At 38.6% G+C, this 25,789-nt stretch carries 26 protein-coding genes; 19 read left to right on the plus strand and 7 right to left on the minus strand.

Translation table 11 applies throughout. The annotated features are described in order from the left end of the window. The 5 genes from SC428_RS14690 to SC428_RS14710 form a co-directional block, all read right to left on the minus strand. Positions 1 to 681 (minus strand): hypothetical protein, encoded by a 681-nt coding sequence (locus tag SC428_RS14690; RefSeq protein WP_140187635.1) that lies wholly within the window; start codon positions 679 to 681, stop codon positions 1 to 3. A gap of 161 nt (positions 682 to 842) precedes the next feature. Continuing rightward, on the minus strand, positions 843 to 1,481 hold the full coding sequence (ecpA, locus tag SC428_RS14695; RefSeq protein ID WP_070926611.1) for a common pilus major fimbrillin subunit EcpA: 639 nt from the start codon (positions 1,479 to 1,481) through the stop codon (positions 843 to 845). Positions 1,482 to 1,765: 284 nt separating this feature from the next. After that, the gene (locus tag SC428_RS14700; RefSeq protein WP_070926613.1) at positions 1,766 to 2,086 is read right to left on the minus strand and encodes a helix-turn-helix domain-containing protein; all 321 of its coding nucleotides are present in this window, start codon (positions 2,084 to 2,086) and stop codon (positions 1,766 to 1,768) included. A 799-nt stretch (positions 2,087 to 2,885) separates the two neighbouring features. After that, positions 2,886 to 3,200 carry a helix-turn-helix domain-containing protein gene (locus SC428_RS14705; RefSeq protein WP_070926615.1) on the minus strand — a complete coding sequence of 105 codons (315 nt, stop codon included), beginning with the start codon at positions 3,198 to 3,200 and terminating at the stop codon, positions 2,886 to 2,888. Between the two features lie 776 nt (positions 3,201 to 3,976). Further along, positions 3,977 to 5,155 carry an ion channel gene (locus SC428_RS14710; protein ID WP_070926617.1) on the minus strand — a complete coding sequence of 393 codons (1,179 nt, stop codon included), beginning with the start codon at positions 5,153 to 5,155 and terminating at the stop codon, positions 3,977 to 3,979. 32 nt (positions 5,156 to 5,187) lie between these two features. On the opposite strand from SC428_RS14710, the gene SC428_RS14715 reads away from it, so the two are divergent. Both SC428_RS14715 and cptA read left to right on the plus strand, forming a co-directional pair. After that, the gene (locus SC428_RS14715; RefSeq protein WP_175442502.1) at positions 5,188 to 5,358 is read left to right on the plus strand and encodes a hypothetical protein; all 171 of its coding nucleotides are present in this window, start codon (positions 5,188 to 5,190) and stop codon (positions 5,356 to 5,358) included. A gap of 145 nt (positions 5,359 to 5,503) precedes the next feature. Then, positions 5,504 to 7,213 carry a phosphoethanolamine transferase CptA gene (gene cptA / locus SC428_RS14720; RefSeq protein ID WP_283126697.1) on the plus strand — a complete coding sequence of 570 codons (1,710 nt, stop codon included), beginning with the start codon at positions 5,504 to 5,506 and terminating at the stop codon, positions 7,211 to 7,213. Between the two features lie 57 nt (positions 7,214 to 7,270). Here cptA and SC428_RS14725 read toward each other — a convergent pair whose 3' ends face one another. Next, positions 7,271 to 7,924, minus strand: coding sequence for a DUF421 domain-containing protein (locus tag SC428_RS14725; RefSeq protein ID WP_070926621.1), 654 nt, complete (start codon positions 7,922 to 7,924; stop codon positions 7,271 to 7,273). 193 nt (positions 7,925 to 8,117) lie between these two features. Between SC428_RS14725 and SC428_RS14730 the strand changes: the two genes are divergently transcribed. From SC428_RS14730 to SC428_RS22200, 5 genes are all read left to right on the plus strand, one after another. After that, positions 8,118 to 8,489: a hypothetical protein gene (locus SC428_RS14730; RefSeq protein WP_070926623.1), complete on the plus strand. Its 372-nt coding sequence runs from the start codon at positions 8,118 to 8,120 to the stop codon at positions 8,487 to 8,489. A gap of 151 nt (positions 8,490 to 8,640) precedes the next feature. Next, a complete protein-coding gene (locus SC428_RS14735) occupies positions 8,641 to 9,078 on the plus strand; it encodes a GNAT family N-acetyltransferase (RefSeq protein WP_070926625.1) in 438 nt (145 codons plus the stop codon). 56 nt (positions 9,079 to 9,134) lie between these two features. Next, a complete protein-coding gene (locus SC428_RS14740; RefSeq protein ID WP_070926627.1) occupies positions 9,135 to 9,401 on the plus strand; it encodes a DksA/TraR family C4-type zinc finger protein in 267 nt (88 codons plus the stop codon). A gap of 594 nt (positions 9,402 to 9,995) precedes the next feature. After that, a complete protein-coding gene (locus SC428_RS14745; protein WP_070926629.1) occupies positions 9,996 to 12,002 on the plus strand; it encodes a BCCT family transporter in 2,007 nt (668 codons plus the stop codon). A 253-nt stretch (positions 12,003 to 12,255) separates the two neighbouring features. Then, positions 12,256 to 12,465 (plus strand): T3SS effector OspC family protein, encoded by a 210-nt coding sequence (locus tag SC428_RS22200; RefSeq protein ID WP_070926632.1) that lies wholly within the window; start codon positions 12,256 to 12,258, stop codon positions 12,463 to 12,465. A gap of 408 nt (positions 12,466 to 12,873) precedes the next feature. Here SC428_RS22200 and hpaR read toward each other — a convergent pair whose 3' ends face one another. After that, a complete protein-coding gene (gene hpaR / locus SC428_RS14750; RefSeq protein ID WP_070926634.1) occupies positions 12,874 to 13,326 on the minus strand; it encodes a homoprotocatechuate degradation operon regulator HpaR in 453 nt (150 codons plus the stop codon). A 418-nt stretch (positions 13,327 to 13,744) separates the two neighbouring features. On the opposite strand from hpaR, the gene SC428_RS14755 reads away from it, so the two are divergent. From SC428_RS14755 to SC428_RS14810, 12 genes are all read left to right on the plus strand, one after another. Beyond that, a complete protein-coding gene (locus tag SC428_RS14755; RefSeq protein ID WP_318708429.1) occupies positions 13,745 to 14,374 on the plus strand; it encodes a fumarylacetoacetate hydrolase family protein in 630 nt (209 codons plus the stop codon). Between the two features lie 2 nt (positions 14,375 to 14,376). Further along, positions 14,377 to 15,144: a fumarylacetoacetate hydrolase family protein gene (locus tag SC428_RS14760; protein ID WP_070926638.1), complete on the plus strand. Its 768-nt coding sequence runs from the start codon at positions 14,377 to 14,379 to the stop codon at positions 15,142 to 15,144. Beyond that, positions 15,144 to 16,610 (plus strand): 5-carboxymethyl-2-hydroxymuconate semialdehyde dehydrogenase, encoded by a 1,467-nt coding sequence (gene hpaE / locus SC428_RS14765; protein ID WP_070926640.1) that lies wholly within the window; start codon positions 15,144 to 15,146, stop codon positions 16,608 to 16,610. Before SC428_RS14760 ends, hpaE begins: the two co-directional genes overlap by 1 nt. A 108-nt stretch (positions 16,611 to 16,718) precedes the next feature. Beyond that, the gene (gene hpaD, locus SC428_RS14770; RefSeq protein ID WP_070926642.1) at positions 16,719 to 17,600 is read left to right on the plus strand and encodes a 3,4-dihydroxyphenylacetate 2,3-dioxygenase; all 882 of its coding nucleotides are present in this window, start codon (positions 16,719 to 16,721) and stop codon (positions 17,598 to 17,600) included. Positions 17,601 to 17,608: 8 nt separating this feature from the next. Beyond that, positions 17,609 to 17,989, plus strand: coding sequence for a 5-carboxymethyl-2-hydroxymuconate Delta-isomerase (locus tag SC428_RS14775; RefSeq protein ID WP_070926644.1), 381 nt, complete (start codon positions 17,609 to 17,611; stop codon positions 17,987 to 17,989). A 9-nt stretch (positions 17,990 to 17,998) separates the two neighbouring features. Then, positions 17,999 to 19,225 (plus strand): Bcr/CflA family multidrug efflux MFS transporter, encoded by a 1,227-nt coding sequence (locus SC428_RS14780; RefSeq protein WP_175442503.1) that lies wholly within the window; start codon positions 17,999 to 18,001, stop codon positions 19,223 to 19,225. Next, positions 19,222 to 20,685: an NAD-dependent succinate-semialdehyde dehydrogenase gene (locus SC428_RS14785; protein ID WP_070926646.1), complete on the plus strand. Its 1,464-nt coding sequence runs from the start codon at positions 19,222 to 19,224 to the stop codon at positions 20,683 to 20,685. Before SC428_RS14780 ends, SC428_RS14785 begins: the two co-directional genes overlap by 4 nt. 204 nt (positions 20,686 to 20,889) lie before the next feature. After that, complete coding sequence (hpaH, locus tag SC428_RS14790) at positions 20,890 to 21,693, plus strand: 2-oxo-hept-4-ene-1,7-dioate hydratase (RefSeq protein WP_070926649.1); 804 nt, start codon at positions 20,890 to 20,892, stop codon at positions 21,691 to 21,693. A 10-nt stretch (positions 21,694 to 21,703) separates the two neighbouring features. After that, complete coding sequence (gene hpaI / locus SC428_RS14795) at positions 21,704 to 22,510, plus strand: 4-hydroxy-2-oxoheptanedioate aldolase (protein WP_140182174.1); 807 nt, start codon at positions 21,704 to 21,706, stop codon at positions 22,508 to 22,510. Between the two features lie 178 nt (positions 22,511 to 22,688). Then, entirely contained in the window at positions 22,689 to 24,059 is a 1,371-nt protein-coding gene (gene hpaX, locus SC428_RS14800; protein ID WP_140182172.1) for a 4-hydroxyphenylacetate permease, read from the plus strand. Between the two features lie 66 nt (positions 24,060 to 24,125). After that, positions 24,126 to 25,010, plus strand: a complete 885-nt coding sequence (gene hpaA / locus SC428_RS14805; RefSeq protein WP_070926654.1) for a 4-hydroxyphenylacetate catabolism regulatory protein HpaA — start codon at positions 24,126 to 24,128, stop codon at positions 25,008 to 25,010. A 425-nt stretch (positions 25,011 to 25,435) separates the two neighbouring features. After that, on the plus strand, positions 25,436 to 25,765 hold the full coding sequence (locus SC428_RS14810) for a hypothetical protein (RefSeq protein WP_318708439.1): 330 nt from the start codon (positions 25,436 to 25,438) through the stop codon (positions 25,763 to 25,765). Positions 25,766 to 25,789 lie beyond the last annotated feature (24 nt).

Here is a 25,789-nt window from a genome sequence, read left to right on the forward strand (position 1 = left end):
TTATTTGACAACAATGAACTCTCCTTTGTGCCAAATACCTACGCTAGATTTTTTATTTGTGAGATCGACAAGCTGTAATTTCACTGCTAAATGAGGCATAAGGTAATAACGCTCTCGGCAAATACCATCTACGCCACTTTCTTTCTTTGAAGCCAAACATGGACCAGAAGCAACAACTCTGAAAGAACTATTTCCTAAATTAGAAACTTGTGAATTTTCATATTTATAATCGAACCGTTCGATTCTTGGTGCGACAACCAATATAGTGCTAATAGTTGCAGATGTTGTAGCTGATGCTGATTTTGCACTTTTGGTTGCTCCACTTTCACCTATCGGATCATCTTTCCAATTTAATCGATAGTATCGCTCTTTATCATCTTTAGGCCCTTGATAAATAATCTTAAATATATCTCTTGCATTACCTGGTAAAATTAAATTTGCAGGTGTTGATAATATTTCATTAGGATCACTGATTGGTAAAACCTTTCCGTTATCTAATGGTGAATCTATTTTCTCAATACTTAAATTAACCAATCTTGCCGTAGCAACAGTATTCTCTACTTCTTTAGCTAAGGTACTATTATTAGCATCAATAATTTCAGTAATATTACCAACATTGATGGCAAAACTACTTTTAAATGGTAATAACATTAAAATAGTGACTAAAGTTATTTTTCTCATCATAATAAAACTTAAAAATAATGACGATAAAGATACTATTTCCTTATACTATCTTTATCGCGATATTAAACGTCATACATTAAATTACAGCATTAACTTAACTAACAATTAATATTTTGTGAGCTATGTTTGCTGTACTTGAATATTTAATCAATTGGATACTATGCGTCAGAACCTGACTCTGGATTTGGATTTGGAGCCGGAGTAAAATCACCATCCCAAGTCGCAGTAAACTGAACCTTTACATCACCATCCCAAGTACCATCAGTCAGTGATTTAAAATCAGTTGCTGCTCCTCCCGTTTCTGCACCAGCAATAACAAATGTAAATTCACCGCGGTCAGTTGCACGCTCTGAGCCATTATAAACACCATTAGCCGCTAAATTATCTAAGCCCGATGTCAAATTTTTAGAGGTATCGATTAAAACGGTATCTGTTGTTTTACTTAAATCCGCACCGTTCCATTTAACACCAACTGTTAATTTAGAATCATCAGTTGTTCTTGCTAATGTATTGGCAATAATTTTTGATGCTAGTTTAAAATCTGTTGCACCGGCTTGCCCTTGAATAGCAATATCAAACGCACCATTTTGCTGGTTAAAGCTTTTTTGTCCTTCTGCATAATTAAAGGTTAAGCTTTTTAATGGAGTAACAACTAGCATGCTAGTTGTATCTTTGATCGCAGTTGCTTGCCATGTTGCTGTTGCTTGAGCAGTACGTGTCTCTGCATGTGCAACTGTAGCAAAAGATGCGGCAATAATAGTGGACAGTAATACTGACGGCAATTTTTTATTGAACATATTATTCTCTCTATTTATATCTGTGACAAAATTAAATACATAGTACAAAGAATACTGTTATCAGGATCCTTTATTAAATGTAATCAAACAAAATTATAAAAAATAAAAACCATGACCATCGAATAAATCCGATGTTCTTTAAATAAGACAAACATCCATACTAAAATGATAATTCATGATTGATATTACCTATTTCATTAATAAGTAATACCAACCAAAAATTTATTTTCTTTATGTGAATTTTTATTACCTAGCATACCAGATTAAATCTTAATAAAATCAAGCTAGTTCCACAACTTATTCGAGGTATTACTAACTATTTGATAATATGTTCTATCTTTATTGATAGCCTCATTAATTCTTTTATTATCATGCTCATCCATGACAGTATTAAATAAATCTCGCCATGATTTGTGTAAAATAGTTAGAATATTATCGACTATTTCAAAAGTGAGTTTTGTTTGCCCTGTTTCATAACGAGACACTTGCTGTTGACTGACATTTAACATCATCGCTAGCTGACATCCTGATAGACTTTTTTCTTTCCTTATTTTTCTTATATATAGCCCTATTTTTTTGTTTATTTCATCTGCAAGATAATCCATAAATCCCAGCCTTATATAAAAATAAGTATGCATTAATAAATACAGTTAAAGTTATGCGCAAATATTTGTTAGGAAGATAGTAAAACCAACAACTATCTTTGTATAATTGATTTAGAGAATCAAAATCCACAAACAAAAAGTAGAAAACTATTAAAACAAGGCTTTTTTACATTTCATTAAGAATGAAAAATAAAATACTAAATATAACAATGGAATACAAAAAACCAATACAAAACTAGAGTTCGATTATTTACATTTAGATACATTTAAAAATATTCACACAGAAAAAATACTCATATCTAGCCTATTTTGATCAAAAAACACTCTATCAAAAAATGATTTTTGATTCAAATTACTCATAATACGCGTTTTTTACATTGAAGCTGTCTTTTTTAAGATTTATCTTAATGGTTTGTAATATGTATACTAAGCTGTTTTCTATTCAAAACAGCTCGATATGCCACCGTGTAAACAGTCAACAAATATCTCAACATGGCTAAAAACCATCATGGATATTTTTAGATAATCAATTTCAGCTCATTCATATCCTATATTCAGGTTAAACAATCATATAAATTGCCTTAATCTTTAAAATTCTCATGAATGAGCTGATAACTACTGATATAAACTAATTTGCATTCGTCTTTCTTAACATAACTGCATCATATAAAGCTATTGCATTCTATCACTACCGTTAGATAAAAATCACTATCCGAAACCATATAACCAATAGCCTTCCACGTGAACTGATACTCAACATATGCAACCGAATAATCTAATTCTTTGTGTTTACAGTTAGTTATGCCCAAGCGTTTTTTGAATTTTTACTGAGTATTTTCAAATAAATATCTTCATTTTCTATAGATTGCTCAAGCTTCAATTGATTGTTAACGTTAACAGTTTTGTTTATAAAATCAGCCCAATTACCCTCTAACTCTATCATTAACTGATTGATTAACGTGATATTGAAGTTAACTTTTCCTGTCTCATAGCGAGATAGTTGCTGCTGACTAAGGCCTAATTTTTTGGCTAACTCATAACCTTTTATTCGTTGCTTTTTTCTAAGATTTTTAAAGTATAGTGAAACCATGCTGTTCAAATCTAAATTATCCATCGATACCACCTTATGTGATTGCTGTTCTATTCTTAATTTAATTATACAAAAAAACAAATTAAGCGGTTAATTTAAATTATGTCAATGTATAAAAAATATAAAACTTAACTTACAATTAGCATTATTATCTTATAGAAAACTATAAACTTTAAATTTCCATTCTCAAAAAACAAAAAATACTTACATAAATATTTAAAATTATAATTTCAAAATAATTTGAAACAACTAAAGAAATAAGGCTGATAGTTTTACTGTTAGTTACTTAAGACGCTAATCAATATATTCAAATCACTTTCACCATTATTAAAACACCCTATATTACAATTAGTTATATTAAAAATGTTAAAATATTACTTTATACATGACATTTATTCAGCTTTTATTTAACAATAATTTTACCTTGCTTTATACGTTACAGATAACAATTTTTATTCACATTATCGATTGTCTATATTAATATTTAAATTAGCTACGATTGCAATAGTCATAAATTAACTGCAAGGTTATTCCCTAAATACAATCAATGCTAAATAATATCCACGTGTAAAATAATAAATAGAGACTACTACAACATAACATTACCCTTACCTACTGTTATGAACTCAAACATCACATGTAATAATATCGTTTCACTTGTACCATTATTTCCTTCCCTATAAAATTTTCTTAGGAAGAACTGTAAAACTAAGCTGCTTAAAAGCAGCCTCCTTTGGCGCTGATAACTAATTTACTTGATAATGGTATAGCGCTTTCATTCTATTAATCTCTTGAATTTATTAATTTTTCACCATTTTATTTAACAGAATATCACTCATACTAGCATTCGATATTGTTTCACCACAAAGTACCCTCATCAAAACCTCACCACCGAGCGAAGAAAGTGAAAACAACATATCAGGTTCTAGTAGGCGAATTTTATCCATATTACTTTCTTGGTTAACGAGAACGATCGTTTTTACATCTTTATTTGCATTAACTAATTGTTTAACACCTAATAATACGAACGTACTTAACGCATCACTATCCGTCATAATTAATACATATTGCGCTTGCTTAACATTCGCTTCAGCTAATAGTGCTGTACTTGTGGGATCACCCGTCACTATATTATCTTTCTCTGGATAATGTGTCCGATGGCTCTCTTGACAAATCACAGCGACAGGAAGATCTCGATTTTTTAACCCTTGATATACACTGACTGCCGTTGGTGTACTACCAATAACAACATAATGATTCTTCATATAAGAAAACCTCTTACGAACAATTTCCTTTGTCCCTTTAGCTAACAATCCAACAACATAAACCACTGATGTTGTAAATATAGTAATTCCAAGAATGATCACTGTAACAGTAAACACTCTAGCATCTGTTGACACAGGAACAATATCGCCAAAACCAACTGTTGTCATACAAACTAAAGCAAAATAGAAAGCTGTTGTTCCATCTTTTACAACAGGTAAAAATTCATTACCAATATAAAGTGTGCCAAAAATAGAATAGAGCAACAAAGCAATGATACAGGTGACTGCCACAAAGCCAGCACTGGTTAAACTATGATGATGATATCGTCTCCAAAACACACTTAATGCACTAAATAAACCTAAAGAAAAATAGCCTTGATGAATGTTTTCTGTCGCGATTTTTAAATCTACAAATGAAATAATTGCCAATAGAAATAACGAAAACACCCATGCGATACGCGCACCATTAAGCATAAATAACGATAAAAAAATCAATGAAATACCAAGAAGAAATCTTGGAATATCAAGTAGTTTCATAAATCCAAGAGATTTAAGCCACTCACTAAAGCCATTTGCACGCCAATCAATATAATCGGTATAAGCCCCAAAAACAGGGGTAATAATCATATAACCGTCAACGATGATAAGTATTGAAAGGACAAGTCGAATAAATAGGGATGATTTCAGAAAAACAATAAATGCGTTATCTGACATTTTACCCTCACCCTGTGATCAGATAGGAATACATGGAACCCTCTATATATCACATGTTACGCAATGATGTTAGCTGCCAATACGCATTCCTTTCAATTTGGCTTACGGCATGTAACACAGACATCAACGAAAATGATTTAGTACATCTTGATGGTAAGCACGCCATCGCCATAACCCATCATAAAATGATGAAAAACCATTAACTTAAACCAAATATCAATCAATTTAAAAATCAATAACTAGCTAATCATTTTATTGAACTTAACTATTAAACTCATATCTAAAAATCGATTTTCTGCATTTTTTCTTATTACCTAACTTAACTTAAGAATAAGAGTTTAATAAATTATGGTTAATTCTACACAAGCAAAAAGATTTAGCTGGTCAGCCTTATTTTGGCTTCTCATCTACTTCTGGTATTTTTCCTCGCTATTGCAAATCTACGTAGTTGTGACGGGGCAAAGCAATACTATTGGGCTTAGAGATTCATTATTGTACAGTACACTTTGGTTAGTACCGGCCTTATTCTTCCCCCAACGGATTAGATTGGTTGCAGGTATTATTGGTATTATTCTTTGGCTTTCATCTGTTATCGCGCTTGCTTATTTTGTGGTTTATGGCCATCAAATTTCACAGAGCGTCATGTTTGTCATGTTTGAAACCAATACCAATGAGGCAGGAGAATTTTTACAGCAGTATCTTAGCGTTAAGGTAGTTGCGGTGATTCTCATTTATACCCTAATTGCTATTTTCTTATGGACGCGCCTAAAACCCGTTAACATGCCAGTTCCTGCCCGCATGCTAGTATCATTACTCGTTTTAGCAATATTATTTGGCGCACCTTATTATAATAAGGGTATTAAGCAAGACAGACCAATGGCCAATGTCATATCATATATTAATAGTAAATTGGCTTATGCAGCGCCTTGGCAGTTTGTGAGTGGATATTTCCTATATAAAAACCAACTCGCGAATATGGAAGAACTAATCCGTGATAACAGTAAAATTCCACCATTAGAGAATTTTGTTGATTCTAACGGCAATACGCCAAGAACCTTTGTGCTGGTGATCGGTGAATCCACAAGTCGCGACAGGATGAGCTTGTATGGATATCAGCGCCCAACAACCCCCGAGTTAGTTCAATTAAAACAAAACTACCCAGATAACTTGTCGGTGTTCAATGATGTTGTTACTTCGCGGCCTTATACGATTGAAGCATTACAGCAAATCTTAACATTTGCTTCGCAAACAGAACCTGATTTATTTAATTCACGTCCCTCAATCATGAATATGATGAAACAAGCTGGCTTCAAAACATTTTGGATCACTAATCAGCAAACCATGACTGAGCGTAATACGTTATTAACCGCATTTTCACGTCAAACTGATAAACAGTATTATTTAAATAACGATATGGCACAAAGCTCTAGAATTTATGATGATGTCGTATTCGCACCGTTTAAAGCTGCACTTGCGGATCCTGCTGAGAAAAAATTTATCGTTGTTCATTTACTTGGCACTCATATGCGTTATGAGTTCCGTTACCCAGAAAATCAAGCTATTTTTAAAAATAGAGATAGCCTAGTACCAAGTAATCTAAATGATGACCAAGTCAAAGACTACAATGCTTATGATAATGCGCAGCATTACAACGACTATGTTGTTTCAACCTTGATAAAAGATTTTGATTCATCAAAAGAGAATGGATTTTTAGTTTTCTTCTCAGACCATGGTGAGGATGTTTTCGATACACCACCGCATGAAACACTAGGCCGTACGGAAGGAAAGCCAACTAAAGTTATGTACAACGTGCCATTTATTGTATGGCAATCACCTGAATGGCTACAAACCCATCAATTGGATTTAAACAATAAAACCAGCAGACCCTATAGTACAATGGATTTTATTTACTCATGGTCTGATTTAGCTGGGTTCAACTATCAAGGTTATATCCCGCAGAGAAGCTTATTTAGTAATGAATTTGAGTCACAGCCACGCTACATTGGTGACCCTGAAAATAAATCATCACTTAAATTATATGATGATTTAAATAAATAATATCGACCCCAAAATGGGAAGCTATCAGGCTTCCCATTTTATATACAAATAATCTGACTACTGTATTTTGCCATCTTTCAAAATAAACTTAACTTCTCCTTGCCAAAACTCCGCAAGAAATACCGAATCAGGCTCATTAATCCCCTGCGCCTGCATTTGTTGATTTAACCACTCTTCATCTTTCTCTACAGATCGTAATTCATTTAACCTAGCCACCCCGTCCTTCATCACAATCACTGAGGGCATATTGGTTGGATCACAAATAACAGTGAGCTGCCCATCAGGTTCAATTTGAGCATAATAAATTTCTTGAAATGAATGAACACCTTGTGCGTGTATCCGTGAGGAAATATTCAAAATATCAATTTTATTTCCCTTCTCAAGTATGTTTTCCATGATAAATTTCCCTTTATTAATAATAGGGATGGGATTACCAATAGTAACATTGCGGATAAAATTAAACTTTTTAGTTAAATAGTTTAGTCCTGAAATAAATGAGACACCAATAAGCAAGATAATAACATACTGATATAAAGGGATAGTGTCACTATAAATTACCCCCCCAATTATTCCACCTAAAACAAAGTTACCAATGAAATCAATCGGTGTCATTTGTGATAACTGCGTTTTCCCTGAAAGATTCATATGACTAAGAACAATAGCGAAACCAATGATAAATTTAATGATCACAAGTAGATAATAATAACTCATATCCTATTTCCTTTAGCTCTATTATTGTTTTTTATACGTTTTAATCAATATGACAATAGCATACTCCCTATCATCTGCTCTTACAGCTTATTTTCGGAGCCCACTTATTTTAAATTATGTTGAATATACGTTATATTTATATAAATGCTATATGCATCCTTGTCCCACTCATAACATGCTAAAGGATATATTTATGAAAAAGAAAATATTAGGTGCCCTTATTTTCGCTGGTATCATCTCTATGGCTGCGGGTTGTGACGACTCTTCAAAAACTGATGAAACAATGAAGCAGGTTGAAGAAAAAGCAGAGCAATTAAAGGATTCGGGTCAACAAAAAGCAAATGAACTCGAAAAACAAGCTTCAGATAAAGCATCAGAACTTAAGGATTCAGCCGATAAAAAAGCCGATGAATTAACTGAGAGTGCAAAAAGCAAACTATCAGAAGCCGATGATAAAGTCTCTGAAAAGAGCCAAGAAATTAAGACTGATGCCATTAATAAGGCCGATGAACTAGCTACTGATGTCAAAAATAAAACTGAAGAGCTTAAGTCAGAAAATAAATAGCTTCTTCGGTTAAATAGCTTCAACAAAAAACAGGTCAATTGACCTGTTTTTTGTTGAACATGATGTAACCAAATAGCACAAAAAACGTATTGGTTTATTCTATGGTATCGCTATGATACCTTTATGATTTTTACACCAAATGGACATCAATATGCAGATAAAATATAGCCTAGGCCACTCTTCTCCTGAACTCGTCGATGATGCATTCGAATTACGCCAACAAGTTTTTACTCATGAACAAGGCTTCCCCGCTGAAATTGATATTGATGAATATGATAAACACGCTTTACACGTTGTACTATACCTAGAAGATACCCCTGCCGCGGTATTACGCTGTATATTACATTCAGATGGCCAAATTAAAGTTGGTCGTGTTGCCGTACTCAAACAACATAGAGGTAAAGGGCTAGGTCGTAAGTTAATGAGATTCGTTGAGCAATATGCAAAAGAACACCAATTTCACACGATCGGCTTATCAGCACAGCATACCGCAATTGTTTTTTATGAAACTTTAGGTTATCAAACCGAAGGTGAAATGTACGATGAAGACGGAATGGATCATATTTATATGGTATTACCATTAAGCTAGCGTAAATGCCGTTACTCTATAGGTAAGCCTTTTCTGTCCTATTATTGGAGGTCTTTATGGCTAACGGTTGGGCAAATGAAAATGCCGTTCAAGAACAAATCGATGCAACATTGGATGACGCCGTTGCTAAAGCGCGTAGCCAACTTCATTCAGGAGAAAGCGCCGAATTTTGTATTGAATGTGGTGAAGCTATCCCTGTAGCACGACGCCAAGCACTTCCTGGAGTGCAACTTTGTATTGCTTGCCAAAGTGCGCTTGATAAAAAGAATGCGACTTTCAGTGGTTATAATCGCCGAGCAAGTAAAGATAGCCAATTGAGATAACCTGTTTTACTCATTCCCTAAAAGTGAATGCTCCATATCATTTGGAGAAGCGTAAAATGATAACTGAGTAGGTCGCGAGCAACATAGACAACAGAGTGACTGATATAAGCCATACTTCAGCTCAAAGCGCGGTAATTTGAAGAGTAAGAAGCATAAATATAGTCAGGTGATTTAGAAGATTACCTGCCTCCTCAAAATTAACATAATTACGCATTTCACTCATCTTATATAACTTTTTATTTAATCAGCTAAATCATAGTAATTATCACTCTTAATTGTATGATTAATAATAGTATATCATTAACTCACAATAGCTGGTTACCCGTACTTATTTGAATTTAAGCTCTATATATGGCAGTATATCTGCCTATTTTTTCTATTGGGGGGTAATAATCAGCAAAATAGTGGATAGTGGCAGTTCCTTAATTGTCTTTTCAGCTATCTCGATGAACTCGTTTATTAATGTTCTTTCTATCGTTTCTTATTTTAGAAACCCATTCGCAATTTTCATTGTTTCATTAAGAAGGACAGTTCGCCGCATACCCAATGCACCGTATGGTATGTAAACAATAAAATAAATCTAAGAAGGTTGTTATGAGTCAAACTGATACTGATTCAAAAAAAATTCGCTCAAAAATTAGCCCCCCTGTATTTTATACTTCCGCTTTGGTTATCTTAGTGATCGTAGGTTTCGCTGCCCTAGCGCCTGAAATAGCAGAATCTCATCTAAGTCATCTTCAACAAAATTTATTCAATAATGCTAGTTGGTTTTACATTTTAGCCGTTGCTATCATTTTATTGAGTGTGACTTATCTGGGACTCTCTCGATATGGGCAAATAAAATTAGGCCCTGATCATGCACAACCTAACTTTAGTTATGTTTCTTGGTTTGCAATGCTCTTTTCAGCAGGCATGGGTATAGGCTTAATGTTCTTTGGTGTTGCAGAACCGGTGATGCACTACCTAAACCCACCGATTGGTGATCCCCAGACAGTTGAAGCCGCTAAAGAAGCTATGCGCTTGACCTTTTTCCATTGGGGTCTACATGCATGGGCTATTTATGCCATTGTTGCATTGATCCTGGCATTTTTCAGCTACCGCCATGGGTTACCACTCACATTGCGTTCGGCTTTGTATCCAATTATTGGTGAACGCATTTACGGACCGATCGGGCATTTTGTCGATATTTTCGCCGTTGTAGGGACAGTTTTTGGTGTCGCAACTTCACTTGGGTTCGGCGTTTTGCAAGTTAACGCAGGGATGAACCACCTATTTGGTTTACCTGTAACCCCTATGGTGCAGGTTGCTCTTATCGTGATCTTTACTTGTCTAGCGACGATTTCTGTAGTTTCAGGGTTAGATAAAGGCATTCGTATTCTGTCTGAACTAAACTTAGGTTTAGCTTTTATCTTGCTGTTGCTAGTGCTAATTCTTGGCCCAACCGTTTTGCTATTAAAGTCATTTGTCGAAAACACTGGGGGCTATTTATCCGAGATCGTGAGTAAAACCTTTAACCTCTATGCCTATGAGCCTAAGTCTAGTGATTGGTTAGGTGGATGGACCCTCCTCTATTGGGGCTGGTGGCTATCATGGTCTCCTTTTGTCGGTATGTTTATTGCCCGTATTTCGCGCGGTCGTACAATCCGTGAATTTGTCACAGGGGTATTGTTTGTACCAGCAGGGTTTACACTCATGTGGATGACCTTTTTTGGTAATACTGCGATTAACCTGATCCAAAACCAAGGCGCAGTAAAATTGGCTGAAACTGTTCAGTCGGATGTTTCGCTCGCGCTGTTTGAGTTTTTAACCTACTTCCCGTTTTCTACTGTATTGTCATTTTTTGCAATGCTAATGGTCATTGTCTTTTTCGTTACCTCCGCGGATTCGGGTGCAATGGTGGTTGATACCTTAGCATCAGGCGGAGACTCAAACACCCCTGTTTGGCAACGTATCTTTTGGGCCGGGCTGATGGGCGTCGTTGCTATCACTCTGTTACTTGCGGGTGGTCTACAGGCTTTGCAAACATTGACTATCGCTAGTGCTCTACCTTTCGCGATGGTATTACTTGTTGCCATCTATGGGTTATTCAAAGCATTGCGTGTTGATGCCTACAAGCGAGATAGCCAACAATTAGCCACTATCGCACCTACCGCGAGCCGTAACCCAATTCCGTGGCAACGACGCTTGCGTAATATCGCTTATTTTCCAAAACGTAATCAGGTAAAACGTTTCTTAGGTGAAGTCGTTTATCCATCAATGGAAATGGTCTCTGAAGAATTAGCTAAACAGGGTACAACATGCCATATCCATAATGATAAAGATGACCGAATTGGTTTTGAAGTCGATTTAGGTGAAGACATGAACTTCCTATATGAAGTTCGCCTACGCTATTATGTACAACCTGCATTCGCACTTGCAGGCATGGGGGATGATAGTGACGAAGAGAAAAATGAAGAGCAAAAATACTATCGAGCAGAAATCCACTTAAAAGAAGGTGGTCAAGATTATGATGTTATGGGCTGGACCAAAGAACAAATCATTCATGATATTCTCGATCAATATGAAAAACATATTCACTTCTTACATTTGTTAGGTAAGTAAATAACTCTTAGGGCATCAGAATTTATGCAAAAATAATCTGATGCCCCATTTTTTAAAGGAAGCATTTCCTTTTCAAGTAAAGTTACTTTTATTTGAAGGAGTTAACTTATATTTTCAGTGTGCAAAAATTCAATTACCTTATCCAAACATCTCTTTAGAAACCGAGAGTCTTCCAACAATAATTTCTCTAATTTAGTCACTAGCATGACTAACGTAACTATTAGTTCTGAAGCGCGTCAACATTCTTGTGAATATGAATACACGTACGATTCAGTATTTTTCAAAAGAATTATTGCAGCTCACAGTTATTACACCATTTATTGAACACGCTGCTCCTATCTTTAGTCAAAATGATATGAAACAAGGTTTGGCGTTACACTTAATTGATTTCATTAGGTCATCTAAAGATGAAAAATTCAAAAGTTATATTTTACGTCCTAAATACCACATACCTATACTCTAAATAATTCGGGATGCAGGTAGGCGACAAGCGAAGATAGACGGGGAGCATAGATAAATTATGTGACTCGGCGAGCATAGCGCAGTCAACAACCCTGCATCTTGAAGTATGACGAGTATATACTCTAAATAATTCGAGATGCAAATAGGCGACAAGCGAAGATAGACGGGGAGCATAGATAAACTCTATGACTCGGCGAGCGTAGCGCAGTCAACAATCCTGCATCTTGAAGTATGACGAGTATAGAATGGTCAGCGCTCAAGAGTTTATACAAGTCAATCTATAATAACTTGCCCACATAAAACACTTTTATCTGAAAAGATAAAAACCTCTCCATCAAAAGAGTGCATGGGTAAAATGGTATTAGCTGTAATAACCAATACCATTTTATTGTTAATAAAAGGAAGTACCTCAGGCAGTTTCTCTTTTATCAGTGATATTACTGTAGTCAGGGCTTTCTAATGCAATCAATTCATCAAGTAATTCCGTTAAACGTTGCATTTTTTCATGAGAAAACGCTTGTTCAATTTTTTGATATCCTTCTTCCACTTCTTGGCGTGCTTTATCATAAAGCTCCTGCCCATTAGGTGTCAGGGACACATACAGTTTGCGCTGATCATTGAGAGGTTTTAAACGAAAAATTAACCCCTCACGTTCCATTCGAGTCAAAATTCCCGTCAAACTCGGGCGAAGAATGCAGGTTTGAACCGATAACTCATGGAAATCAATAGAGCGCTTATCCGCAAGAACCCGAATAATACGCCATTGCTGTTCAGTCAAATTGTATGACTTTAAAATAGGCCGAAAGAATCCCATTGCAGTCTCTCTCGCCTGTAATAATGCAATTGTCAATGATTCATGCATAAGTCTAAAACCCACCACTCTATAATGTTTAATTAGTACCAAGTTCTTGGCACCACTTCATGTATTGCGCTTTTACGTCGTAAATTCACTCTCAGTGATAGCGATACTCTCAATTATTCTCATCGCTTAAAAGCAAGGTTAGCACGGTAAAATAACAATCACAAAGAAAAACCCTAAAATATTAATGAGTAAATAATTTAATCCCCCTCAAGAAAGTTAACGAAAAGTTACAATAAAAAATAAGCAAAAATATCAACACACTGAATATTAAGGGGTTACACTCAAAAAACATGAATATGTTAAAGAGATCACAATTAAAATTAACAAATGCATTAGTCTATTGCCAATTTCTAATTAATACATTATTAATATATTAACAATCATTCGAAATCTTCGATTTATGAGTAAGGAGTTGTCAATGAAAGGCACTGTTTTTGCCGTTGCCCTCAACCACCAAAGCCAAATTACGCACTGGCATGAGGCTTTCGGGCAAGCCCCTTATAAAACCCCACCTAAAACACCTGTGTGGTTTATTAAGCCGCGTAATACGCTAATTAATTCAGGCGATAATATTTTACATCCAGCTGGTGAGACCGTTAAAAGTGGCGCAACACTTGCCTTAATCATCGGTAAAGATGCACGTAAAGTCAGTCAAACTGAGGCAAAAAATTACATTGCAGGGTTTGCATTAGCCAATGAAGTTAGTCTGCCTGAAGACTCATTTTACCGCCCAGCAATCAAAGCCAAATGCTGTGATAGCTTCTGCCCAATCGGTGAGATGACTACAGCAACATTAACTTCTCCGGTTGAGATCATTACATTGATTAATGGCAAAGAAGCCGACCGTTGGTCCACCAAAGATCTAGTACGTGATGCCTATGAATTAGTGGCTGCATTAAGTGAGTTTGCAACATTAAAAGCAGGTGATGTGATCCTAATCGGTACTCCTCATCAACGCGCCACCATCCAACCGGGTGATCAAGTGGTTATACAAGCAGAGGGCTTTCCAAGCCTAAGCAATCAAGTTGTTGCGGCAGGAGGACAATAATAATGAAACACGCCAAAATTCGTTATCAAGGTAACGAGTACTCAGTAACAGTCGGTGATAACGAAGAAATTACCCTACCAAACGGCCAAGTTATTGCGGGTGATGATGCGAATGTTGAATGGTTACCACCAGTAAGAGGCACACTGTTTGCCCTTGGTTTAAACTACGCCGATCATGCTACAGAGCTTGATTTTAAGCCACCTGAAGAACCTCTGATTTTTATCAAAGCAGACAACACTCTCACAGGCCACCGCCAAGTCTCTGTTCGCCCTGATAATGTTGACTATATGCACTATGAGTCAGAGCTCGTTGTCGTGATCGGTAAAACTGCACATAAAGTTTCACAAGCAGATGCAATGGACTATGTTGCTGGCTATACCGTTTGTAATGACTATGCGATCCGCGACTATTTAGAAAACTACTATCGCCCAAATCTACGAGTGAAAAGCCGCGATACCTTAACACCAATCGGCCCTTGGATTATCGATAAAGATCAGATTGAAGATCCGCATAATCTCGCACTTTACACCTATGTTAATGGTGAATTGCGTCAAAAGGGCTCCACATCGGATCTCATTTTTAATATTCCGTTTTTAATTGCCTACCTCAGTGATTTCATGACCCTACAACCTGGCGACATGATTGCGACTGGAACACCAAAAGGGCTTTCCGATGTGGTACCTGGTGATGAAGTCATTGTTGAGGTCGAAGGTGTTGGCAGGCTGATCAACTACATTGTCAGCGAAAAAGAATATGAGGAGCGAGTGTAATGACTAAGATTAATCATTGGATTAATGGCAAAAACGTTGCTAGCAAAGAGTACTTCCAAACCACCAGCCCCGCGACTGGTGAAGTACTAGCTGAAGTGGCTTCAGGCGGGCAAGATGAAATCAACCAAGCCGTTGCCGCAGCAAAAGAGGCTTTCCCGAAATGGGCAAACACACCAATGAAAGAGCGTGCACGGTTAATGCGTCGCCTTGGTGAGCTGATCGACCAAAACGTCCCTGAAATTGCTGAAATGGAGACCCAAGATACAGGTCTACCAATTCATCAAACCAAAAATGTGTTGATCCCGCGCGCTTCCCATAACTTTGAATTCTTCGCTGAAATTTGCCAACAGATGAATGGTCGTACCTACCCTGTTGACGACAAGATGATGAACTATACGCTGATCCAACCTGTTGGTGTCTGTGCACTTATTTCACCATGGAACGTGCCATTTATGACAGCAACATGGAAAACAGCACCTTGCTTAGCGTTAGGTAACACCGCCGTATTAAAAATGTCAGAACTATCACCATTATCAGCAAACCGTTTAGGTGAATTAGCGCTAGAGGCGGGTATCCCTGCTGGTGTGCTTAACGTGGTTCAAGGCTATGGTAATACCGCTGGCGATGCATTAGTAAAACACCATGATGTACGTGCAGTGTCCTTTACGGGAGGCACCGCGACTGGCCGCATGATCATGCAAAATGCAGGTCTGAAAAAATATTCAATGGAACTTGGTGGTAAATCCCCTGTTCTGGTATTTGAAGATGCTGATATTGAGCGTGCATTGGATGCAGCGCTATTTACCATTTTCTCCATTAACGGTGAACGTTGTACTGCTGGCTCACGTATTTTTATCCAAGAAAGCATTTACCCTGAATTTGTTAAACGCTTTGCTGAGCGCGCCAATCGCCTAATTGTCGGTGATCCTACGGATCCGAAAACCCAAGTAGGAGCACTGATCAGCGAACAGCATTGGAACAAAGTTTCTGGCTATATTCGTCTTGGTGTTGAGGAAGGTGCAACATTACTGGCGGGCGGCCCAGACAAACCAACCGATCTACCTGCACATCTGAAAAACGGCAACTTCTTGCGCCCAACAGTATTAGCTGATGTTGATAACCGCATGCGTGTTGCTCAAGAAGAGATCTTTGGACCAGTGGCTTGCTTGATCCCATTCAAGTCAGAAGAAGATGGTTTACGCATGGCTAATGATGTTGAGTATGGCTTAGCATCCTATATTTGGACACAAGATGTCAGCAAGATCCTTCGCTTATCTCGCAGTATTGAAGCTGGAATGGTGTTTGTGAATACACAAAACGTACGTGATTTACGTCAACCATTTGGTGGTGTTAAAGCATCAGGTGTCGGTCGTGAAGGTGGTGAATACAGTTTTGAAGTATTTGCTGAAATGAAGAACGTTTGTATTTCCTACGGGGATCATAATATTCCTCGTTGGGGCGTGTAATTTATTGAAATATTAATCATTAATATTAATTTAACATCAAGCCCTATTATAGTTCGAGCGACTTCCTGACAGGAATAGCTCGAACTTTCACAGGGGAGGTAAGGACTTATGGGTAAGTTAGCACTAGCGGCAAAAATCACACATGTTCCATCCATGTACCTGTCAGAATTACCCGGTAAACATCATGGCTGCCGTCAATCCGCCATCGATGGCCACAAAGAAATTAGTCGTCGCTGTCGCGAGTTAGGCGTTGATACCATCATTGTTTTTGATACTCACTGGCTAGTTAATAGTGCTTATCATATTAACTGTGCAGATCACTTCGAAGGGATCTATACCAGTAACGAACTCCCTCACTTTATTCGCGATATGGAATATGAGTATGACGGTAATTCAGAGCTAGGACGAATGATTGGCGAGGAAGCTCGTAAATTAGGCGTTCGCGCGCAATCACATGAAATTCCAAGCCTAACTTTGGAATATGCAACACTGGTTCCAATGCGTTATATGAATAGTGATCGCCATTTCAAAGTGATCTCTATCTCCGCATTCTGTACTTCTCACAGTTTCGAAGACAGCCGCAAACTTGGCGAAGCTGTACTGACTGCGATTGAAAAATATGATGGCACTGTTGCAGTACTGGCAAGCGGTTCACTATCACACCGTTTTATTGATGATCATCGCGCAGAAGAAGGTATGAACAACTATACCCGCGAATTCGATGAGCAAATGGATAAACGTGTGGTGAAGTTATGGCGTGAAGGCCGTTTCAATGAGTTTTGTAAGATGCTACCTGAGTATGCTGATTACTGTTATGGCGAAGGCCATATGCACGACACCGTGATGTTATTAGGCATGTTAGGTTGGGATAAGTATGCAGAAAAAGTTGAAGTCCTAACGGATTTATTCGCTAGTTCAGGAACAGGTCAAATCAACGCTATCTTCCCATTACCTAGCTATATTACTGATAAACAGAAAACTGTTGCTTAGGAGCCATAATGCCTCATTTTATTGCTGAGTGTACTGACAATATCCGTGAACAAGCCAAACTGCCTGAACTGTTTTCAAAGGTCAATAATGCGCTCGCGGGCACAGGTATTTTCCCTCTTGGCGGGATCCGTAGTCGTGCCATTTGGTTAGATACTTGGCAAATGGCTGATGGTAAGCATGACTATGCTTTTGTACACATGACCCTCAAAATTGGTGCAGGTCGTTCTCTTGAGGATCGCCAAAAAACCGGCGAGTTGCTATTTGCATTAATCAAAGAGCATTTTGCTCAGTTGATGAATGATAGATACCTAGCGCTGTCTTTTACTATGGAGGAGTTAGATCCTGTACTGAATTATAAACAAAACAATATTCATGCGTTGTTTAAATAAGGAATACTGATGCCGACCGCATTCGATAAACATATCCCTCGCTACCTGATCCCATTACTGGGGTCATTAGTCGCTTTTGGGCCGCTATCGATCGACATGTATCTTCCTGCATTGCCACAAATGGGGATCGAGCTCCATGCAAGCCAAGGACAGATGCAGTATACACTCGGCGCATTTTTTACAGGTTTTTGTATTGGTATGCTGTTTTATGGGCCACTCAGTGACATCCTTGGACGTCGTAAAATGTTATTAAGTGGCCTCATCATTTTTACGCTAGCGAGCTTACTATGCGCGCAAACAACTTCAGCTGATTCTTTAATTGCATTTAGGGCTCTACAAGCCTTTGGCAGCGGAGCTGCTATCGTGATGGCCAGAGCGATTGCAAGGGATGTTTATCCAACGAGTGAATTACCTAAAGTCTTATCTCTAATGACACTAGTGACGATGATAGCGCCTCTGCTTGCGCCTTTGCTCGGTGGTTTTTTACTTATTCACTTTCAGTGGCAAGCGATCTTCTATCTTCTTGCACTGATTGGCCTTTGTTCTACGGGGTGTATTTTCTTTTTACTCCCAGAGACCCTCTCCCAACAAAAGGGCTCTAAAAATTTACTCGGCGTAGCATTTCATAATTACGCTCAAGTGTTAAGCGACAAAGAAGCCATGAGTATCATTGGCACTATGGCATTTTCTTTCGCGGGTATGTTTGCTTTTATCAGTGGCTCACCCTTTGTTTATATCCAATACTTTGGGGTATCTGAACAGCATTATGGCCTCTTATTTGGTTGCAATATTCTTGGCATGATAGCGATATTGCTACTGAATGTCCGATTGCTCAAAACCTATAGTCTGAACCGTATTCTGTGCTTACAAAGCGGGGCTCAATTACTGTTTGGCGTATTATTACTTATTTTCTACCAGCAAAGCCTGCCTATTATTGTTATTCTGGTGGTGCTGTTTTTATCAATGGTCAATGCTATCGGTACTAACAGCTTGTCACTGTTATTGCAGCATCGAGGAAAAATTGCAGGCAGCGCCAGTGCTCTCGCTATCTCTATTCAGTTTGCATTGGCAGCAATTGCAAGTGTTGCAGTTTCTGTACTACAGGATGAATCCCCATTTGCTATGGCACTGGTTATGGCTGTCTGTGCCGGACTCAGTTTCACTAGCCAGCGTTTTTCGGCTAAAAATGTCCGCTCACAGTTAATTTCAGTGTCTTCGGAGAAAAAAGAGAAATGAGTATCAACGTTAATTCTACCTTATTCCGCCAGCAGGCTTATATCAACGGTCAATGGGTCAATGCCAACGATAATAGCCAATTTGATGTCACTAACCCTGCTAACGGCGAAATCATTGCTAAAGTCAGTAATGTAGGTGCAGCACAAACCCAACAAGCCATTGATGCAGCAGAAAAAGCGCTGCCTGCTTGGCGAGCCAAAAGCGCGAAAGAACGTAGCCAGATCCTTAATAAATGGTTCCGACTGATGATGGACAATCAAAAAGAGCTCGCAGAGCTACTCAGTTGGGAGCAAGGTAAGTCAATTACTGAATCAATGGGAGAAATTGCCTATGGTGCAAGTTTTATCGAATGGTTTGCTGAAGAAGGCAAACGTGTTTACGGTGAAACTATCCCTTCTCCACTTCCAGGCCGCCGTTTAGTCACCATCAAACAACCGGTTGGTGTCGTGGCGGCTATCACGCCATGGAATTTCCCGAATGCAATGATCACCCGCAAGGTAGGTCCAGCACTGGCCGCAGGGTGTACTATGGTTCTCAAACCCGCAGCTGAAACCCCATTATCGGCATTAGCGCTCGCAGCGTTAGGTGAAGAAGCAGGGATCCCTGCTGGTGTATTTAATATTGTACCGGGTACCGATGCTAAAGCTATTGGTGGAGTGATGACCTCTAGCCCTGTGGTTCGAAAACTGACATTTACGGGTTCAACCCGTGTTGGCAAACTATTGATGGCACAATGTGCTGACACAGTTAAAAAATTGTCGTTAGAACTGGGTGGCAATGCGCCCTTTATCGTCTTTGATGACGCTGATTTAGATGCGGCAGTTCAAGGCGCATTAGCTGCTAAGTTCCGCAATAGCGGACAAACTTGCGTCTGTGCTAACCGAATCTTAGTTCAAGAAGGTGTTTACGAAGAATTTGCGAAACGCCTCGCAAAAGCTGTTAACGAATTGAAAATTGGTCCTGCAACCCAAAGCGATTCACAGCAGGGACCTCTGATTAACCAAGCTGCTGTTGATAAAGTCAACGAACACATCACTGATGCGGTATCTAAAGGCGCTCGTGTACTTGCTGGTGGCAAATCTGCTTCACTAGGCGGTTTGTTCTTTGAACCGACTGTATTAGCTGATGTAACCGAATCAATGATTGTCGCTAAAGAAGAAACATTCGGTCCGTTAGCGCCATTATTTAAATTCCGTGATGAACAAGAAGCCATTCAGTTAGCCAATGATACTGAGTTTGGTTTGGCATCTTATTTTTACTCAAGGGATATTGGTCGTATTTACCGTGTTGCTGAAGCATTAGAAAGCGGCATGGTAGGGATCAATGAAGGCATTATCTCAAATGAAGTCGCCCCATTTGGTGGCATTAAACAATCAGGTCTGGGGCGTGAAGGTTCACGTTACGGAATTGAAGATTATCTGGAAGTGAAATACCTCTGCTTTGGTGGGCTTTCTAACTAATTTATACTCTAAATAATTCGAGATGCAGGTAGGCCACAAGCGAAGAATAGACTCTGTGATTCGGCCATGTAACCTACCACTTAGCAACTTGAAATATAACCAAGTATAGCTCAGTTACCGTACTGTACTGATGTGCAGTACGGGTTAAAAAAGCTTCCCACGTTTCTTGCGTTATAAGCAGAAATCAACAGGAGCAATATTCGCATGTTACAAAAAGATGTCATATCTCAAGTTGCACAACGCCTTAATCAGGCCGAAAAAACGCGTGAACAGATCCGTCAAATTTCATTGGATCACCCAGAGATTACGATAGAAGATGCCTACGCTATCCAACGTGAATGGGTGGGTTTAAAAATTGCTGAAGGGCGTTCACTTAAAGGCCATAAAATTGGGTTAACTTCTAAAGCCATGCAGGCTAGTTCGCAGATAGATGAACCTGATTATGGTGCACTTCTAGACGATATGTTTTTTGATGATGGCTGTGAAATCCCAACAGACCGCTTTATCGTACCGCGTATTGAAGTTGAGCTTGCTTTTGTCTTAGCGAAACCGTTAAGTGGTCCTAATTGCACTCTGTTCGATGTTTATAATGCAACCGACTATGTGATACCAGCGCTTGAGCTGATTGATGCTCGTTGCCACGGTATCGATCCTGAAACAAAGCGTCCACGTAAAGTTTTCGATACTATCTCAGATAATGCAGCCAATGCGGCAGTTATTTTAGGTGGTAGACCAATCAAGCCACGTGATCTTGATTTACGTTGGATTAGCGCCCTACTTTATCGCAATGGTGTTATTGAAGAATCAGGCGTCGCCGCTGCGGTTCTCAATCATCCAGCAAATGGAGTTGCTTGGTTAGCCAATAAATTAGCCCCCCACAATGTCCAATTAGAAGCAGGTCAAATTATTTTAGGTGGTTCTTTCACGCGCCCTGTTGCCGCTCGCAAAGGAGACGTATTCCATGTTGATTATGGCGTAATGGGCTCTGTGAGCTGTCGTTTTGTATAAGGAAATCATCATGGATATTTTACACAACAAATTTAAACAAGCATTGAAAGAACAGCGCCCGCAAATTGGTTTATGGCTAGGTTTATGCAGCTCATACAGCGCCGAATTAATCGCAGGGGCTGGGTTTGATTGGTTACTTATCGATGGTGAACATGCACCTAACAATGTGCAAACAACACTCACACAGTTACAAGCCATCGCGCCATATCCTTCACAACCTGTAGTTAGGCCGCCTTGGAACGATCCCGTTATTATTAAGCAATTATTAGATATCGGCGCACAAACACTGTTGCTACCTATGGTGCAAAATGCAGAACAAGCACAACAAGCCGTTCGTGCGACACGTTATCCACCCGCTGGGATCCGTGGAGTTGGCAGTGCGTTAGCAAGAGCCTCACGTTGGAACCGTATTCCTGACTATCTGAAGCGCGCTAATGATGAAATGTGCGTGATCGTGCAAGTTGAAACGCGTGAAGCTATCAACAACCTTGCTGATATTTTGCAAGTTGAAGGAATTGATGGGGTATTTATTGGACCCGCCGATCTCAGTGCTGATATGGGCTTTTCTGGTAACCCGAACCACCCTGAAGTTAAATCTGTCATAGAAAAAGCGATTGTACAAATTCGTGCTGCGGGTGTGGCTCCGGGGATCTTGATGGCTGCACCAGATGTTGCCGATCACTATTTGAAACTAGGCGCATTATTTGTAGCTGTTGGAGTTGATACTACGCTATTGGCTCGTGGAGCAGAAGCGCTTGCTGCGCGCTTTGGTAAAACGGTTTCTGAAGCCGCACCAGCGACACCGAGTGTGTATTAATTTTAAAAAATAAACAGACCATTAAATACAACTAACCCTACAAGCAAATGTATTTGATGGTTAATAGTCAGCGACATTAGTCACCACGTACCTCTAGGGCAGACATTATAGTATGGCTGCCTAACGGATTTTTGTACCCATAATAGCATTAAATGCATATAAATGAGGGAATTACAAAATGAGCAACACATCAAACATTGCTGAGAAAAACCCAGCAGAACAGCATAAAAACTTGACGGAACCACAACAACGCGTCATTAAAAAATTATTTCGTCGATTAATTGTCTTTTTATTTGTGCTGTTTGTTTTCTCTTTCCTTGACCGTATTAATATTGGTTTTGCGGGACTAACAATGGGGAAAGATATTGGCCTTACTTCGACTATGTTTGGTCTTGCCGCTACCTTATTTTATGCAACCTATGTTATTTTTGGTATTCCTAGCAACATAATGTTAGGGATTGTAGGCGCACGCCGCTGGATCGCCACCATCATGGTGCTCTGGGGTATCGCTTCAACAGCGACCATGTTTGCTACAGGCCCCACTAGCCTATACGTTTTACGTATGTTAGTTGGTGTAGCTGAAGCAGGTTTCTTACCGGGGATCCTTGTTTATCTTACTTATTGGTTTCCTGCCTATTTCCGCGCTCGTGCGAATGCTTTATTTATGGTTGCCATGCCTGTCACGATGGCATTTGGCTCCCTCGCTTCCGGCTACATTCTTGAATTAGATGGTGTTTTAGATCTTAAAGGCTGGCAATGGTTATTCCTTCTGGAAGGATTCCCATCCGTTATTTTAGGTGTTCTCGTTTGGTTCTATCTTGATGATTCTCCGGCCAAAGCTAAATGGCTAACCAAAGAAGATAAAGAAAGCCTCCAAGAAATGATGGAGCAAGATAAACTAGAACTGGTACAGCCACAGGGCTCCAAAAGTCATAGTGCATTGCAAAATACCAGTTTATGGAAAGAGATTTTTACTCCTGTAATTCTTATGTATACCGTGGCGTATTTTTGCCTGACGAACACGCTCAGTGCCATTAATATTTGGACGCCACAGATTATGCAAAGTTTTAATCAGGGTAGCAGTAATGCCATGATTGGCTTACTTACCGCGATCCCTCAGTTTTGTACCATATTAGGTATGGTATATTGGAGCCGACGTTCAGATAGGCTACAAGAACGTAAAATGCATACCGCACTCCCTTATTTATTTGCCGCCGCAGGATGGATCATCGCCGCACTGACCCATCAGCCAATGATCCAACTACTCGGTATTATTATGGCATCAACAGGGTCATTTACCGCGATGGCCGTGTTCTGGACCACACCCGACCAATCAATTAGCTTACGCGCTCGTGCCGTTGGTATTGCGGTGATTAACGCTACAGGTAATATTGGTTCTGCGGTTAGCCCGCTATTGATTGGTTGGTTAAAAGATCAAACGGGCAGCTTTAACTCAGGGCTTTATTTTGTGGCAGGGTTACTGGTCATTGGTGCTATATTGGTTGTATTAATTCCAATGAAAAGTTCGCGTCCAAGAGCAACGCCTTAAATAAACATAATAATCTGGGCTGTAGGTAAATAGCTTACGGCCCGCTTGATAACCTAAAGGATCAATGTGGTGTCATCGCTAATAACCAATATCGATATCAGTAAAGATTATGATGAGACACAGGGGAATGATGATGTCCATTACCAAACCTTTGGTAATATGGCCGCATTTTTTGGTCGGGATATGCAAGCTCACCGACACGATGGCTTCTTCCAACTGCATTATCTTGAGACAGGGCATATCACACTGCAACTTGACGAACAGCGCTATTCCGTTCAGGCTCCGCTTTTTATACTCACCCCGCCTTCTATCCCTCATGCTTTCTTTACTCAAGAAGATACTGATGGCCACGTGCTTACGGTACGGCAGGATCTGATTATTCCATTATTAGAATCACTCTATCCAGCTAATCCTGATTTGGTGGCAATTCCTGCTATTTGCTTATCGGTCGCAGATAAGCCTGACGATCTAGAAACTTTTAACTATTATTGGTCATTGATGGCGCGCGAATCATCAAACAGCTACGCTGGGCGAGATCAAGTACTTTCCTCCCTCGCTCAAGCCTTATTTACTTTTTTACTTCGTTCCATTCCACTTGATGACCATCCGGTCAGTGGCGTTAGAGGAGAGCATCGATTATTTCAACGTTTTAACCAACTTATTGATGCACATTATCACGAGCATCTTTCCATCCCTGAATATGCTGATAAATTAGGCGTTACAGAATCTCGGCTTAAAGATATGTGCCGACGGTTTGCTAATCGCCCACCGAAACGCTTGATATTCGACCGGTTGTTACGAGAAGCCAAACGTATGCTGCTATTTTGTGATAGTCCAGTCTCTGAAATCGCCTATCAACTGGGTTTTAAAGATCCTGCTTACTTTGCGCGATTTTTTAACCGATTGGTTGGTGACTCGCCTAGCCAATGGAGAGATAAAAATATTCATTAGCCGGTTGCTAGTAAGCAACAGTTTATTTGCATACAAATAATTTATTTATTCATTACTTAGCTCATTTTTCGAGCTCTATTTGTCATAAAAAAATAAAATAATTTATATTATCTATCAATAAATACTAATTTTATTCTTTAGCATTTTTAATTCTTTCAAATATTCATTTAAAATAGTTATAAATAAGCGATAAATTAATAACTACTATTTATTCAAAATTCATAATTACCCCATATTTAAAAATCAAATCATAAAGTTACACAGTGTATCCCTCTAGATTATTTACATATTATCAATTGGAATTTTTTAAGTAATATTATAACTAAATATTATATCAAAATAAGATGATTTACCTAAAATACCATGGTAAAAATCACTCATCTTATGTGTAACTGCGTTTGCTATTCTCAGGGTGAAGGTTAACTATGTACGATGATTTAAATTCATTAAGCCGACAGCTTAAAATGGATAATTTTTCTTTTCTTGAAATTGAAGAAACCACTTCATCTGGTAGTGGACAGCTATTATCCAATATAGCACCTAGATCAGATACACCAATATCAGATGAAAAAGATAATCAGCTCAAAACGATAGAAAAAGCTCCATCACAGGATAACCTTACATCAGCAAATGAATTTAAAAATTTTATTAATTACAATAATAACCATTATTATAATGAAATAAATGGTTCCACGTCTCATACCGAGCAAGCTATTATACTCAGTGTACTATTTTCAAGTATCAGTAAAAAGTAATTTTATTTTAAAGTAATATGGACA

Origin of the sequence: Providencia sp. 2023EL-00965 (genome assembly GCF_033550225.1) — a bacterium.
Lineage (GTDB): Bacteria > Pseudomonadota > Gammaproteobacteria > Enterobacterales > Enterobacteriaceae > Providencia > Providencia manganoxydans.

Coding starts and splice junctions, on each gene's coding strand:
- SC428_RS14755 (WP_318708429.1), top strand. CDS start 13,745: ATGAAAGGCACTGTTTTTGCCGTTGCCCTCAACCACCAAAGCCAAATT.
- SC428_RS14780 (WP_175442503.1), top strand. CDS start 17,999: ATGCCGACCGCATTCGATAAACATATCCCTCGCTACCTGATCCCATTA.
- SC428_RS14725 (WP_070926621.1), bottom strand. CDS start 7,924: ATGAGTTATTATTATCTACTTGTGATCATTAAATTTATCATTGGTTTC.
- hpaE (WP_070926640.1), top strand. CDS start 15,144: ATGACTAAGATTAATCATTGGATTAATGGCAAAAACGTTGCTAGCAAA.
- hpaI (WP_140182174.1), top strand. CDS start 21,704: ATGGATATTTTACACAACAAATTTAAACAAGCATTGAAAGAACAGCGC.
- SC428_RS14715 (WP_175442502.1), top strand. CDS start 5,188: ATGGAACCCTCTATATATCACATGTTACGCAATGATGTTAGCTGCCAA.
- SC428_RS14775 (WP_070926644.1), top strand. CDS start 17,609: ATGCCTCATTTTATTGCTGAGTGTACTGACAATATCCGTGAACAAGCC.
- SC428_RS14730 (WP_070926623.1), top strand. CDS start 8,118: ATGAAAAAGAAAATATTAGGTGCCCTTATTTTCGCTGGTATCATCTCT.
- cptA (WP_283126697.1), top strand. CDS start 5,504: ATGGTTAATTCTACACAAGCAAAAAGATTTAGCTGGTCAGCCTTATTT.
- SC428_RS14735 (WP_070926625.1), top strand. CDS start 8,641: ATGCAGATAAAATATAGCCTAGGCCACTCTTCTCCTGAACTCGTCGAT.
- SC428_RS14690 (WP_140187635.1), bottom strand. CDS start 681: ATGAGAAAAATAACTTTAGTCACTATTTTAATGTTATTACCATTTAAA.
- hpaR (WP_070926634.1), bottom strand. CDS start 13,326: ATGCATGAATCATTGACAATTGCATTATTACAGGCGAGAGAGACTGCA.
- SC428_RS14745 (WP_070926629.1), top strand. CDS start 9,996: ATGAGTCAAACTGATACTGATTCAAAAAAAATTCGCTCAAAAATTAGC.
- SC428_RS14710 (WP_070926617.1), bottom strand. CDS start 5,155: ATGTCAGATAACGCATTTATTGTTTTTCTGAAATCATCCCTATTTATT.
- hpaH (WP_070926649.1), top strand. CDS start 20,890: ATGTTACAAAAAGATGTCATATCTCAAGTTGCACAACGCCTTAATCAG.
- ecpA (WP_070926611.1), bottom strand. CDS start 1,481: ATGTTCAATAAAAAATTGCCGTCAGTATTACTGTCCACTATTATTGCC.
- SC428_RS22200 (WP_070926632.1), top strand. CDS start 12,256: ATGAATACACGTACGATTCAGTATTTTTCAAAAGAATTATTGCAGCTC.
- SC428_RS14760 (WP_070926638.1), top strand. CDS start 14,377: ATGAAACACGCCAAAATTCGTTATCAAGGTAACGAGTACTCAGTAACA.
- hpaD (WP_070926642.1), top strand. CDS start 16,719: ATGGGTAAGTTAGCACTAGCGGCAAAAATCACACATGTTCCATCCATG.
- SC428_RS14785 (WP_070926646.1), top strand. CDS start 19,222: ATGAGTATCAACGTTAATTCTACCTTATTCCGCCAGCAGGCTTATATC.
- SC428_RS14740 (WP_070926627.1), top strand. CDS start 9,135: ATGGCTAACGGTTGGGCAAATGAAAATGCCGTTCAAGAACAAATCGAT.
- hpaX (WP_140182172.1), top strand. CDS start 22,689: ATGAGCAACACATCAAACATTGCTGAGAAAAACCCAGCAGAACAGCAT.
- SC428_RS14705 (WP_070926615.1), bottom strand. CDS start 3,200: ATGGATAATTTAGATTTGAACAGCATGGTTTCACTATACTTTAAAAAT.
- SC428_RS14700 (WP_070926613.1), bottom strand. CDS start 2,086: ATGGATTATCTTGCAGATGAAATAAACAAAAAAATAGGGCTATATATA.
- SC428_RS14810 (WP_318708439.1), top strand. CDS start 25,436: ATGTACGATGATTTAAATTCATTAAGCCGACAGCTTAAAATGGATAAT.